This is a genomic window from Paenibacillus terrisolis (assembly GCF_056171975.1).
In genome coordinates, this window is sequence record NZ_JBKFGG010000016.1 from 54045 (window position 1) to 67902 (window position 13858).

Sequence of the window (13858 nt, forward strand, 5' to 3'; positions counted from 1 at the left end):
GGACAACAGGAGGAATCTATGAATGAGACAAAAACATCTATTCACTTTAGGACTGCTCACCCTATGCCTTTTTAGCCTGATCATCCTCGGCGGCTGTGAAACCGCCTCGAACCATAATGCGGATAAACCCGCCAAACCGGTAAAGGGGCAGCCGCTGGATATCTTTGTGGCCACCGACGTTCATTACCTTAGCCCCAAGCTGCATGACAGCGGCAAGGCATTTCAGGATTACGTCAATTTGGGCGACGGAAAGCTGCTGACCTATATCGATGAGATCAGCGATGCATTTGTGGCGGAGATCGCGGAGAAAAAGCCTCAGATCCTTATTCTCAGCGGAGATTTGACGAACAACGGCGAAAAAGCGAGTCACGAGGGCCTTGCCGCCAAATTGAAGAAAATCGAAGCTGGCGGAACGTCCGTATACGTGATTCCCGGGAATCACGATATCAATAATCCTTGGGCGCGCAGAATACAAGGGGACGCGCAGTACAAAACGGACTATATTTCTCCAAAAGATTTCCGCAAAATTTACGGAGATTTCGGGTATAACGAGGCCGTTTCAAGCGACTCGGCCACTTTGAGCTATTTGGCAGCCGCTTCCGACGACCTGTGGCTGCTTATGCTCGATACGAGCCAATACGACAACAACGAGCTGTTCGGGTTCCCTCAAACGGATGGAGAGATTCCGGCGTCCACGCTGAAATGGATTGCGGAGTGCTCCAATAAAGCCCGGCAGCAAGGGGTTCGCGTCCTGACCGTCACGCATCATAATTTGATCGATCACAGCGGGGTGGCAAACAAAGACTTTACGCTTAACAACAGTCAGGATGTCGTTTCCTCGTTTGAGAAGGACGGACTAGGTCTTGTCTTGTCGGGGCATGTTCACGTTCAAGATATCCGCGAGACGAACTCCGGCATTTACGACATCGCCACCGGCGCTTTCAGCGTAAACCCGCATCGTTACGGAATGATCCGTTACAATCCGGCGGATCATGCGCTGGACTATACGGCTACCCAGGTAGATGTTGCAAAATGGGCCCGCGAAAACAAGATCAAAGACGACAACCTGCTCCATTTCGAGACATACGCGCGGGAATTTTTTGAAAAAGTATCCTACGCGAAAACCTCCGGCAGATTGAACGACGATCCAAGCTATACCGAGGCGCAAAAAAAAGCCATCGCTCAGACCATGGCGGACCTCAATGTCATGTATTTCGCCGGAACGGCCAACCAGCACCGGGACGAGTTGATCCAAAGCGAAGGGTACAAGCTGTTGCAGCAAGCCAAATCGTCGTTTCAGCAAAAATACATGCTAAGCATCCTGGAGCCTAAAGCGCTGAACAACACGGCTTTGCATATGATTCTACAGGGGCCTTGAGAAAAAAATTCGAAAAGACCCGCTCCGCAACTTCATAAATGCGGAATGATTTGCTGTTTTTCTATCATCAAAAAAAGGTTATTGTCCGCAAAAGGGCAATAACCTTTTTTTATATTACTTCGCTGCAGCCTGTTTACTCTCCGGCTTTTGCCAGCATGCCCCGGGCGATCCAGACTCCCGCCGCCCCGGCCTGAGCCAGGCCGCGGGTGATCCCCGCTCCGTCTCCGCCGCAGAACAAACCTTCGATTTCCGTTTCCAGCGATTCGTTAAGCTTCGGACGGGCGGAATAAAACTTGGCTTCCACTCCGTAGAACAGCGTATGCTCCGAAGCAACGCCCGGCGTCACTTTGTCGAGCGCCTCCATCATTTCGATCAAGCTTTTCATCGTATTGTACGGGAGCACAAGGCCTAGATCTCCAGGGACCGCTTCTTTTAGCGACGGCTCCAAAAATCCTTCGGAAATGCGTCCCGCCGTAGACCGCCGGCCGCGAAGGATATCGCCGTATTTTTGAACAATCACCCCGCCGTTCGACAGATCGTTTGCTCTTTGGCAAATTTCCCGCGCGTATTCGTTGGGTTTATCGAACGGATCGGTGAACTTGTGCGAGACCAGCAAAGCAAAATTGGTATTGGACGAGCCCAATGCCGGGTCCTTGAAGGAATGGCCGTTAGCCGCCATTACGCCGCTGTGGTTCTCCACCACTACATGGCCTGACGGATTGCTGCAGAAGGTGCGGACGCGAGTGCCAACCGATGTGTTGTAAATAAATTTGCCTTCGTACAGATGCTCATTGATTTCCCGCATAACTACATCGGAGGTCTCAACACGAACGCCAACATCCACCTGGTTGTTTGCCATTTTCAGGCGCCGTTCCTTCAGAATTTCCGTAAGCCAAGCCGAACCGTCCCGCCCCGGGGCGATCATGACCAGGTTCGCCTCGTGCTCTTCGCCGGATTTCAGCCGGATGCCGCGCACTTGGTGGATTCCGTCTTTTTTAACCGTAATGAGATCTTCGACCTCAGCCTTATACATCATATCGACCCGGGGGTTTAAATACTCGTAAATCGACTTCAAAATCTCCAGGTTTTGCTCGGTTCCAAGATGACGAACCTGCGCCCGGAGCAGCTTCAGTCCCGCGGCATAGCCGCGCTGCTCAATGCTGCGGACGGCTTCCGTCATCGGATCGGTGATGCTGGTTGTCGCCCCGTGCTCCAGATTGATGTCATCCACGTATTTGATCAGCTCCAGCACCTTGGAAGGAGCGATATAATCGGTAAGCCAGCCGCCGAATTCCGTTGTGATGTTGAATTTCCCGTCGCTGTAAGCACCCGCCCCGCCAAACCCGGCGGTAATCGAACATGCGGGCAGACAGCCGGCAAATTCCTTGCGTCCCGCGGCCGGAGGACAAAGCGTGATTTTCCCTTCCAAAATCGGACAACGGCGACGGTAGATATCATGTCCTTTGTCGACCAGCAGCACTTTCCAATGAGGAGCTTTCCGGGTTAATTCGTAACATGCAAAAATACCGGCCGGCCCCGCTCCAATCACGATAGCATCATATTTGCTCATTGGTTTTATTTCCTCCCAAGGTTTTTCGAGTTAAATAAAAAATCCCGCCTATGAATAGGTATGCCAATCCACCTATTCGTAGCCAGGAATTTATGGTCCCTTGTAGAAACCCCCAAACCTTATCTTTGAGGATATACGAATTTCAAAAATCCTATTCGGTTATTTCGCAACAACAGAAGTATATTCCAAGAATAACGTATGTGTCAATCGCTAAACCCACAAATATTCGTATTTATTTGTAATAAAGACGTAAAACCAGAAGAAAATTAACTCTATGTTCGTCTAAATCCGAACATTAATATGATGAACAAAAAACCAAATCATTTAAAAAATCCTCGCGGCACGCCCGGATGAATCGATTTTCGATGTTGCTTCGTATATACTAAAGGTATCTTTATTTTAAATTTTCTTTATACGGAAAAGGAGTAGATGTTCGAAATGGACAGTGACAGGCTTTTGGTATTTTACTTGGTTTTGGTCGTGATTTTGATCGCGCTGACGGCATTTTTCGTGGCGGTAGAGTTTGCGATCGTTCGTGTTCGGGGAAGCAGGATTGATCAGCTGATTGGTGAAGGGCGCAAAAACGCGCTTGCCGTCAAACAGGTCACCTCCCACTTGGACGGATATTTATCCGCATGCCAATTGGGGATTACGATCACTGCGCTCGGACTCGGCTGGCTGGGCGAACCAACGGTGGAGAAAATGCTGCATCCGTTGTTTAACAGCCTCCAAGTACCTGAAGCATTGGGCAGCGCCCTTTCTTTTATCATCGCATTTATTGTGATTACTTATTTTCATGTTGTCGTGGGGGAATTGGCTCCCAAAACGGTAGCCATCCGCAAAGCGGAAGAAATCGCCATGCTTACGGCTAGACCATTGATTCTGTTTACCAAAATCATGCGCCCCTTTATCTGGGCCTTGAACGGTTCGGCAAACCAACTGGTGCGCCTGTTCGGCATTAAGCCGGCCTCCGAGCATGAAGACGCGCACTCGGAAGAAGAACTGCAAATCATCCTTAACGAAAGCTTCGAAAGCGGCAAGATCAATCAGAGCGAATACGGTTACGTCAACCGGATTTTTGCCTTCGATAATTTGCTCGCCAAGGAAATCATGGTGCCGCGCACCGACATGGTGTGCTTATATATAGACAAGTCGCGGCAGGAGAATCTGGATATCATTAAAGAACAGCAGTATACCCGTTTCCCGGTTGTAGACGGCAGCAAGGATAACGTTATCGGGATCATCAATACGAAGCAAATTTTTCTCGCCTATGACGGCAACCCGGATTTGGAGCTCGGCTCCCTGCTGCAGCCGGTGATGGCGATTTCGGAGGTAACTCCGGTAAATGAGCTCCTCAAAAGAATGCAGCGCGAAGGCACCCACATCGCAATCCTGATCGACGAGTACGGAGGAACGGCCGGACTGGTCACTATCGAGGACATTCTGGAGGAAATCGTCGGCGAAATCCGCGACGAGTTCGACAAGGAAGAAGAAGAACCGCTGATCCGGCTAAGTGAAACTCATATCATCGCCCAAGGTACTGTAAACGTTAATCATATTAACGATATCCTGCTTACCGACCTCAATACCGAGGATGTGGACACCATCGGAGGATGGCTCTACGGCATGTATCCGGGCATGGATGTCGGCGAAACGCTGGAGCATGAGGAGTTGACCTTCAAGCTTCTGGAAAAAGAGCCTCACCGCTTCAAAAAGCTCGAAATCGTAAAACATATCGGCAAAGAACAAGCCTTGAGCCACGCGTAAAAATGGCGTTGTACGTCACGCGGCTCACAGCGCGGGTCGCAGTGTTGGGTTCAATGACGGCGGTAATCGGCAGGTCGACCATATGCGTTCCCTGCTGAAAGCACAGAAGGCCTGCGATAGTTAGTCTCCCATTCATTTTTGGGGAGCCTCGTGGTTCGAAATAAACATAAAAAGACGCTCCGGCGTCTTTTTTGCATGCGTAGGGACCGAGCGTACTTAAGTTTTGTCGTGACTTACGTTGACGAAGCGATCACATTGAGCCAAGGTTCATGTCTCTCGGTCCTTCGCGATGGCCGGCCTTTGTTCTCACGTGTTTCACCGGCTCTCGAACCTACATTGTCTTAGACCCGCTAACGCCGACTGTCACACTTCGTCACTTCCTCAGTTCCACAGTCAGTTGGACACCCTTCTGCAGCTCATCCCCCCGCTGTTCGCCAACGGTCACTTCGACACTTCCACTGTCCCTCTGTCCCGTTTCACGTCCACCGCCATCGTCCCTACCTCACTCTAACGGACCGGAAAAGCGTTATTTCCGCTTTTTCCGCCCGAAAACAACTCTAACGGATTCAGTTGACCTTATTCCGCTCATTTCCCCGCTATTATTACTCGTTTGCGCCAATTAACGACTCCTGAGTCCGTTAGAATCGGGATACCTGTGGCTTTTGCTAAATAAGGACACTGGAGTCCGTTAGAATTCCGGAGGCAGCGGATATCCCGAAGGTTAGAAGCTAACCGGCAACACTGTTCCATCAACTCCTGTACTCCCCGGCATTTTATCCAACGGCATCTTTATGACGTCAACATCTATATTCCATCTGCACCAATTTTCTGAAGGCGTCCATATCCCTGCTGCACTTATCGCTCATTCACTGCTATTCACTCTTATTCACCGCTTATTCACTCTCACTGCTCCTTCACTTTCATTCACCGCTCCAGCTTCTCCCGGACCTCGGCAACCTCGCTATCCCGAGGGAGCTCATCCCCATAGCGAACTTTATAATACAAGGAGAGCAGGGATCCCACTCCACCAGGCAGATTTTCAATGGAGATCCGCCCCTTGGGAGTGCCGTTATGGTCTGGCCCCATGCCCCGATGACCGGTCTGGTCAAAGCGCGGTGTGTTCAAGGTTGAGCCCAGAGCTGGGTTTGGAGCTGGGTTTGGAGCTGGGTTTGGAGCTTGGCCCGGAACCCGGCTCGACTCCATTCCCGTTTCTTTACTCAGATCGGCACCTAAGAGCCTGCTTCGAAAGCTGTCCCGCTCGTTACCGGACTGCCCTCGGCTTTTAGGTCCACCTTTTCTCGAACGCTGACCAGGGTTACCGCCAGGATTCTGCCCCGTGTTCGGCCCCGTGTTCGGCCCCGTGTTTTTCTCCTTGCCTTTGCCCCGCTCCATGTTTTTGCCATGTTCCTTGCGCTTCCCTTGCTCCATCATGCCACGTGCCAGCTGTAGATCCTCCGCCAATTCCAGCGGTGTCAGATGGGGGTTGATTTCATAACCTTCATCGTATCTGGCGCGCAACTGCCGACGATACAAGAACCGTATCCGCTCTTTGTTGTCTTTCATATCCTCCCAGCGCTCCCGGCGCCGGCCGGGAGCGAACCAAGTGTCTCTCACATCCATCAATTTGCGCATGGCCGCTTCCCAGGAAAAAATATTGGCTTCTTCGTCCCGGTAAGCCGCCTGTTTTCCGACTCTTCCTTCACGGCGCAGCAGGGCAAGCAAACGATCGAGAGTTTGCCGCCAAATTCCGCCCGCATTCCGGTACAGCCAATAAAGCGCGAATCCGGCAATGGCAATCAACGCCGCGGTTCCCAGCACATAAAAAGCGACGTCCAGCAGGTGAGACAGCAAGCCCGGCTTATTATCCGCGGGCGGAAACATTGGCTGCGGAGGGGGCGGTTCAACCGGCTGAGGCTTTGCCGGAGCGGTTGTTCCCGGCCGGAACAACCAGCGTACCACGCTCTGCACGAGCCGCCATATTACACCGCCTATCCAGCGGCCCGCACCCGCGGCAAGCAGAACGGAAACGGCGACAATGGCTGCGATAAAGAGCTGATTATGACGGCGCAGGCCACCCGGCACCCGTTCGGATGGATCGCCGGACAGCGAACTGTATTTCAAATACTGGTGATTGGTCACCAGAAGAGTCAACGCCAGAACCGCGATCCCTGCCCATGTGATCAAGGGCCGCCAAACCTCTAGCGACGGGATCCGCGGAAACGCGATCCCCGCCGCGAAATATAAAAGCACGCCGGTCCATTGCATCCGGTAGTTGCCGATTCGGGAGGCCGCCGTCAAGCCCTGCAGGAAACAAACCGCGCCGGCTATAGCAAGCAGCACGGCATCAACGGACACTCCTTCGGCGGAAATGACCAGAGCGGCCAGTGCCGCACCGATCAGGACGGATGTTCCTAACCGCTGCCAAAGCATTCGCAGGCGTTCCATAAGCAGCACGCCAAGCAACAGCAAAAGCGGCAGCGCGAAAAGCCACTCTACCCGGAACCCCGAAGGGAACGAAAAAGTGGCGAAAACCAGCCAAAGCGGCAGTAAAAGTATGGTCTCAAACAAGCACGTAAGCAAGCAGCGCAGCGATTGCTTTTGAAAAAAGGAAGCAGCGGATGGCATGATCAAACCTCCCACGCGGATGTTAAATTCTGCCGAACAGATCCATCATACCATAATCCCCGCCTACCGCCGCGTCAGCAATCCATCCTAAGGTTGAATTTTTCAAAATTAAGGGCCTCGAATCCGGCCAATAATCAATAAACCCCCGCCTCTCTTTTTTGAGAAGCGGGGGGCGAACTGCCTTAGCGATCCTTACGGACACCATTGCATCTTTCACGGACCACCTTAGTAGTCTATCACTGGCACCTACATTTTTCACAAACAGCTTCGCAAGCTTTCGAATCACACCGCCGAAGTTTCGCTGAAGCCGATATGCTGTACAAGCAGCGGATTCTTCCGGGACTCCGTTTCAAATTCGACCATCTCGCTCAGACCGTCATAAAGCGTATATCCCGGCTCCCACCACAGCTCTTCCCTGGCTCTGCCGTTATCCAGCACGCTGTGCTCAATGTCGCCGGCTTGAGCGGGGAGAAACTGCGGGGAGACGTTCCTTGCGCATAGTTCCTTAAGAATATCGACGACCTCGAGAAGAGAAACGCCAACCCCGCCGCTGATGTTCATAACCTGTCCTTTCCCGCCCCGAAGCGCGGCTGCGTTGGCATTGGCCACGTCTTTAACATAAACGAAATCCCGAGTTTGTTTTCCGTCGCCATAGATTTCGAGCGGAAGTCCGGCCATCATGCGCTCAACAAATGCGGTGAGAACGCCGTCTTCTCCCGTTCGGGTCTCCCGAATTCCGTATACATTGGCATATCTAAGAATCGTATAATCGAGATCATGACACCGGGCAAAGGATTGGACATACATTTCCGAGACACGTTTCGACACGCCGTAAAAAGACACCGGCTCGGTCACGTGATTTTCTCCTACCGGCATTTGACGGGGATTACCGTATACCGCAGCGGACGAAGCGTACACGAGCTTTTTTACCTGATATTTGACACATTGCTGCAGCAGGTTGACCGTTCCCATAATGTTGTTTTCGGCATCGTCGGTCGGATTCAGCAGCGAACGGCGCACGCTGACCTGCGCGGCCAGATGAATGACGCAGTCCGGCCGTTCTTCGGCAAATATAGCTTCCAGCTTGTCGGAAATGATATCCTGTTGATAGAATGTAACCGACTCGTCCATATTTTGCGTTCTGGCAGGGGTTCTGCGGTCGACAACAACGACACGATCCCCCAGTTCAATGAGCCTTGCCACCGTATACCTGCCGATAAACCCTGCTCCCCCGGTTACTAGTACCTTCATCCGATCTTACTCTCCCATTCCTACGAAAATTTTCAGTCTCAACACCATATGTCAGGAAGATGGGAAATATACGAATACGCATTTTTTTCTTTTATTTTCGTAAGCATAATATACAAGTCCGCTTCAAAAACACTCCAAGGCAGCGTGAAAATATGAAAAAGCCGAAAAAAAAGAAGTTTTCTCCGGTTTTGTTGCTGCTTGCCGGCTTCGTGTTCTGCCTGGCGATTCCCGCCTTCATCACAATATGGCCGGACCCGGACCGTCACCTTCCTCCCGCCGTGCTGAACGTCAAAGAAGCAGGTGCCAAAGGCAACGGCTTAAGCGACGATACGGAGGCATTTGTTAATGTGCTGAGAAAAGCGGCTTCCTACCGGCAAGGAGCTCGGGTCATCGTCCCGGCCGGCACATATCTCATTGGGGTTAAGAAGCCGCTTCAGCTTAACAGCAACATTACCCTCATCGGTCAAGGGAGACCGGTGCTGAAGTTCGGCGTTTTGGATCAAAACGGCTTCGGATACGAAGCTGTTGCCGTCAACGGCAGCAATATCGGTATGGACGGAATCGTCATCGACGGCCAACGCCGCCTGCTCCGCGGCATCGGCATTCATACCGGCTCTTCCAATGTGCAAATCGCAAACAGCGTCATTCGGGATCTCACGCAATCGGACAATCCCCAAAGCGGGATGTACTCCGCCGTGGTCTCCGGTATCATGATCTACGGCGGCACCTCGGATATCGATATTGAGGCATGCACCATCACGTCGGTCTCGGCAATCCATTCGAGCCCCGTAGCGCGGGGGATCATGGTTCTGTATGAGCCCGGGCAGCCCATCGCCCGCTCCGTGCGCATCGCCGGCAACGCAATCTCGCATATTACGCCGCGAGAGGATGCCGACGGAATATTTTTTGACAAACCTCAGACAGGTTCCGCCCTCTCGAACTCCGTCATTGAGAACAATATCATTCACCACGCCGCCAAAAGAGGCATCAAAATTTCCGCTCCGGGAATCATTATTCGAAACAACCGCATCACGAACCCCTATTCGGGAAATAACCATTACTTGTTTCCGGCCGAGGAAACGCTGCCGCAGGACATGTATTCGGCCATTTCCGTTTATGCCAGCGAGGTTACGGTGTCGGGAAATATCATTGACGGAGCCGGCAGCTACTATGCGGCCATCGAAGCGGATTCGGGCCCTTTAACCGGGATCGTCATCGAGAACAATACCATTTCCGGAGGTAGCGGATCAGCTACTCCCGCTCCGGACTCGAGTGGCATCCGTCTTGGCGACGTCCGGGAATTCAGCATTACGGGCAATACCATCGGTCATGTGGAGACGGGAATACGCCTTGATGAACAGAAGGGACTACCCTCGTCACAATCTCCGATCGAAGACGGCAAAATTGCGGACAACCGCATGCAGGATGTGGAAACCCATATCCGGCGGCCGCGGTAAATCCGGATTTACCAAGCCCGACAGACCGGGATACAAACAAAAGAACCTTACTTCTTCCGTACAAACGGAAAAAATAAAGTCCTAAGGCTTCGACTGTTTTCATTTCGGCGGCAGCATTCCTCCGATTTATTTAACCGTAACATTCACGTTTGTAGAGGCGGTTCGTACAGTAAAGGTCTTCGCCGTAATTTTGTTGCTCAAACAAGAAATATTCTTCTGAACGTAACCGCGAAGATAAGTGCTGAGATCGATGCCGCCGCCCTTGCTCATCTTGATGATGTTGTCTTTGATTAGTCCTGCCTCCGCATTTTGCCACGTCCACACGGCGCGCTCGCCGTTCGTTATCGTGTTGGAGAGAATCCGGAAGTCCTTGATATTGCCGAGACGAATGGCCGTTGTGCCCGTGATGTTGCTTTTATCCCCCATGGCGAGGGTGTTGTTCTGAATCGTGACCGCATTCACCGCAGGGCCCGCCGACACTTCGATGGTGGCGTAAAAGCTGCCGGCGCCGCCGATTTTATTGCCGTCCGCAACGTTATTGCCGCCGTAAATGCTGATTGCGGAATACATATCGGGAGCAAGGCTGCCTTTTTGCGAGCCTTGATATTTGTTGTTGTTCAAATACGGGTTGTTGATCTCATTCCCGCGGACGATGACTCCTTCGGCGTAAATCTTGATCGCCCGTTTGGCGCAATAGTCGAATCGGTTGCCTGCGATCAAGCCGGCGACGCTTTCCCCCTGGTTGTTATCCATGGCCGGGTCCTCGTAGTATACCCCATCGCTATCGTCCGCCGGAGTGATATGGTGAATATAGCAATTTTGAATCGTGACGTTCTTGGCCGCGCGTTCCTTGCTGCCCCAGGTCGTCGTTACGTAAATCCCCCGGGCAACCAGACTTGATCCGGTTGGATTTTGGGCGGCCACCTTTGAAACTTCCGAATCGGTAATAGCGATCGCGTTTGTATTGCCGTAAACGACAATTCCCGACACTACGCCGGTATAGAACTCGCTTTTACGGTCCGTGCTATGAGTCGCGTTCGCCGCCGCTATATTCGTTACCGTAACCTGCGAGCTGCCTCCGCCAATGACGAGCACCCGATTAACCCGCTGATTGCCGTCCAGCGCAACGCCGGCGATAATGATGTTCTTGCCGGTCGCCCGTATGAGCTCCCAGCCAAAACTGCCGGATGCCGCTTTGATCACGGAAGACCGTCCGTCGCCCTTGATCGTCGTATTCGAGCCAACCGTCAGCGTCTTCGCCGGGTTGACCAAATAGACGCCGCTAGGAAAGTAGACAGTGTCCCCGGTCTGAGCCGCCTGATTAAGCGCTTTTTGAATGGCCGCCGTATCGTCGGTCACCCCGTTTCCTTTCGCGCCAACCTTGGTTACCTGAATCATGGTTATACCCCTCCCCTTGTCCCTGCAGACGCACCTACAATGTGACATCTTTTTTGGGAACCAGCATTTTTTCGCATTCTATAATGTTATTAAATGGCTGGAAGACTTCAGAGGTAAGCGGTATTTGCACCAAGGAAATTGACTCATATTTCGGGTAGGGCGAATTAGGCGTTATTAAAAAGATCAGGCTGTTGATTCGGCGGACGAAGGGACCTCCGGAATCGCCATCCATTCGATGCCGTTGCCGTTTAAACTCAGCTGCTCGGCCGTTTCCAGTAGCCTAACTCCCTGATGACACGAAATAATCAAATAATCGGTGTCGACGGAGTCCGATTCTAGCTCAAGTTCAAGCAGGCGGATCATGGACACGGTCCGATCCAAAACCATCCTCGCCATAACGCTCAGGAGCGTCTCCAATTGATCCGTCGGCGCGAGCGGTTCGACCCGGACCGGTTCTTTGAGGCCGTCAATCAGCCGCCCGTTGCATAGAAAACCGGTCTCTATGCCGCTGCGCAGCGCATGTTCCGCCACCGAAGCGGCGTACCGGATTCCGAGCTCGATCCGCTCCGGTTCAGTGACCGTTCTCCACATGGAGTCGCTATCTTCTACATTAAGGCAAATCATCAGCCGGTGATCGGCGGTAAAATCGCGCTTGTGCACCTGCAGCATCCCGGTGCGGGCCGTGGCCTTCCAGTTGACCTTTCCCATGGAATCGCCGGGACGGTATTCCCGTATTCCCGCCGACAGGAATGGGTCTTCCACGATCCAGCGCCGCACGGCAAGCTCGCCCAGCCAGCTGTGGTTCGGGAGCGGCAGCTCCTGCAGCGGGAGAATGCGCGGATAAACGAGCAGCTCCAGATTTAGCGGATATCGCCGGACTTTGGCCACAAGGCCCAGCGGATCGCCGGTCGTTAACGTGGCCGACTCCAACCGGAATAGTCCCCTCCGAGAGCAGACGACTTCATGCCGCCGCGTAATTTGCCGGTACGGCCGAAGGTAAAAAAGGCTGATGTGGTTTTGATAAATTTCACCGGCATGAATCGCGAGGTTGCTCTGATTGCCGAACGTCAGCCCCGCGTCGATGCTGGACTCCAGCCGCAGCCAGGGAAGCGGCAGCAGCTTCGCGTTGGAGATAACCTCGACCATGTCGACGGACTCCCCTTCAAACGCGGCATTTCGGGAAAAATAACGGGTATAATGAACCGCTTTGAGCGCCCGGCGCTGATAAATCCCGGCCAACAGCAAAACAAGCAATACCGCCGTAACAATAAGCCAAGGCAGCTGCATGATTAATCCCCCCGCGTCCCCTTCGCCACCGGGACAGCTTCTGACGGCACCGCCACATTTTCAAGCACCATGCGTACGATTTCGCCTCCCTGCCGTTCTCCGGTTTTAAGCCCGTGGCGAAGCAACAGGCGATGGGACAGCACCGGTGTGGCAACCTTCTTGATATCGTCCGGTGTTACATAATCCCTGCCTTGCACGAGCGCATATCCCTGGGAAGCCCGAAGCAGCGCCCCGCTGGCCCGAGGACTTGCCCCGAGCTTGACCTCCGGGGCTTTCCGAGTCGCTTCGGTAATCGTCATAATATAGCCGAGCAAATCGTCATGAACGCGGACCTCCGCCGAGCAGCGCTGAACTGCCGCGATCTCTTCCCCGGTCGCGACCGGCCTTAACCCGGCCAGCGGGTCGCTGCCGCGAAAACGCCGCAAAATATCGATACCCTCCGCAAAGGTGGGATAGCCCATCTCGACCCGCATCAAGAAACGGTCGAGCTGCGCTTCGGGCAGCGGAAACGTTCCTTGCTGATCAATCGGATTTTGCGTGGCAATGACAAAAAACGGAGCAGCCAGCGAATGAGTCACCCCGTCGATCGTCAACTGGCGCTCCTCCATGCACTCCAGCAGACTTGACTGCGTCCGAGGCGTTGCGCGGTTGATTTCATCGGCCAGCAGCACATGCGTGAACACCGGACCAGGACGAAACTCAAAATCGCCGGTCTTTTGGTTATAAAAATTGATGCCGCTAAGGTCGGAAGGCAGCAAATCCGGCGTAAACTGAATGCGTCTGAACTCTCCGCCCAGCGATTTGGCGAGCGCCTTAGCCAGCAGCGTTTTTCCCGTTCCCGGGACGTCCTCGAGCAAAACATGCCCGTTCCCGAGCAGCGAAGCAAGCAGCAGATCAACAACCTCGTTTTTGCCGACGACCACTTCCGCGATATTTTGGCGAATCCGTCCGATTATGTTCGCCGCGTCCTGTAATTCCATAAGTACGACACCGCCTTATCAGGTTATGTAAACTTAGGTTTCTATGCGTAAATCATACCACAACCCAGAAAAAACGGCCCCTTTCGGGGCAAATGCGCCGCGAGTGGGACCGTTTATGATCGGTATGCCGCAAAGTTGTCAATTT

General features: G+C 53.0%; 9 protein-coding genes and 1 riboswitch. Of the genes, 3 read left to right on the forward strand and 6 right to left on the reverse strand.

Translation table 11 applies throughout. From position 1 onward, the window contains the following. The first annotated feature begins 22 nt into the window (after positions 1-22). Positions 23-1378, forward strand: a complete 1356-nt coding sequence (locus ACI48K_RS14935) for a metallophosphoesterase (protein ID WP_475028407.1) — start codon at positions 23-25, stop codon at positions 1376-1378. Between the two features lie 133 nt (positions 1379-1511). Here the strand turns inward: ACI48K_RS14935 and ACI48K_RS14940 are convergent, their stop codons facing one another. Continuing rightward, complete coding sequence (locus tag ACI48K_RS14940) at positions 1512-2948, reverse strand: NAD(P)/FAD-dependent oxidoreductase (protein WP_475028408.1); 1437 nt, start codon at positions 2946-2948, stop codon at positions 1512-1514. A gap of 59 nt (positions 2949-3007) precedes the next feature. Further along, a riboswitch (purine riboswitch) is annotated at positions 3008-3107 on the reverse strand. 279 nt (positions 3108-3386) lie between these two features. Between ACI48K_RS14940 and ACI48K_RS14945 the strand changes: the two genes are divergently transcribed. Continuing rightward, positions 3387-4715: a hemolysin family protein gene (locus ACI48K_RS14945; protein WP_475028409.1), complete on the forward strand. Its 1329-nt coding sequence runs from the start codon at positions 3387-3389 to the stop codon at positions 4713-4715. Positions 4716-5639: 924 nt separating this feature from the next. Here the strand turns inward: ACI48K_RS14945 and ACI48K_RS14950 are convergent. Together ACI48K_RS14950 and ACI48K_RS14955 are read right to left on the reverse strand one after the other, a co-directional pair. Then, complete coding sequence (locus ACI48K_RS14950; RefSeq protein ID WP_475028410.1) at positions 5640-7340, reverse strand: hypothetical protein; 1701 nt, start codon at positions 7338-7340, stop codon at positions 5640-5642. A 282-nt stretch (positions 7341-7622) separates the two neighbouring features. Next, positions 7623-8591, reverse strand: a complete 969-nt coding sequence (locus ACI48K_RS14955) for an NAD-dependent epimerase/dehydratase family protein (RefSeq protein WP_475028411.1) — start codon at positions 8589-8591, stop codon at positions 7623-7625. Between the two features lie 152 nt (positions 8592-8743). Here ACI48K_RS14955 and ACI48K_RS14960 point away from each other — a divergent pair, with 152 nt between their 5' ends. Further along, entirely contained in the window at positions 8744-10048 is a 1305-nt protein-coding gene (locus ACI48K_RS14960; RefSeq protein WP_475028412.1) for a glycosyl hydrolase family 28-related protein, read from the forward strand. Between the two features lie 126 nt (positions 10049-10174). Here ACI48K_RS14960 and ACI48K_RS14965 read toward each other — a convergent pair whose 3' ends face one another. From ACI48K_RS14965 to ACI48K_RS14975, 3 genes are all read right to left on the reverse strand, one after another. After that, entirely contained in the window at positions 10175-11446 is a 1272-nt protein-coding gene (locus tag ACI48K_RS14965; RefSeq protein ID WP_475028413.1) for a glycosyl hydrolase family 28-related protein, read from the reverse strand. Positions 11447-11629: 183 nt separating this feature from the next. Next, positions 11630-12733, reverse strand: a complete 1104-nt coding sequence (locus ACI48K_RS14970) for a DUF58 domain-containing protein (RefSeq protein ID WP_475028414.1) — start codon at positions 12731-12733, stop codon at positions 11630-11632. 2 nt (positions 12734-12735) lie between these two features. After that, positions 12736-13713, reverse strand: coding sequence for an AAA family ATPase (locus ACI48K_RS14975; protein WP_475028415.1), 978 nt, complete (start codon positions 13711-13713; stop codon positions 12736-12738). Positions 13714-13858: the final 145 nt, after the last annotated feature.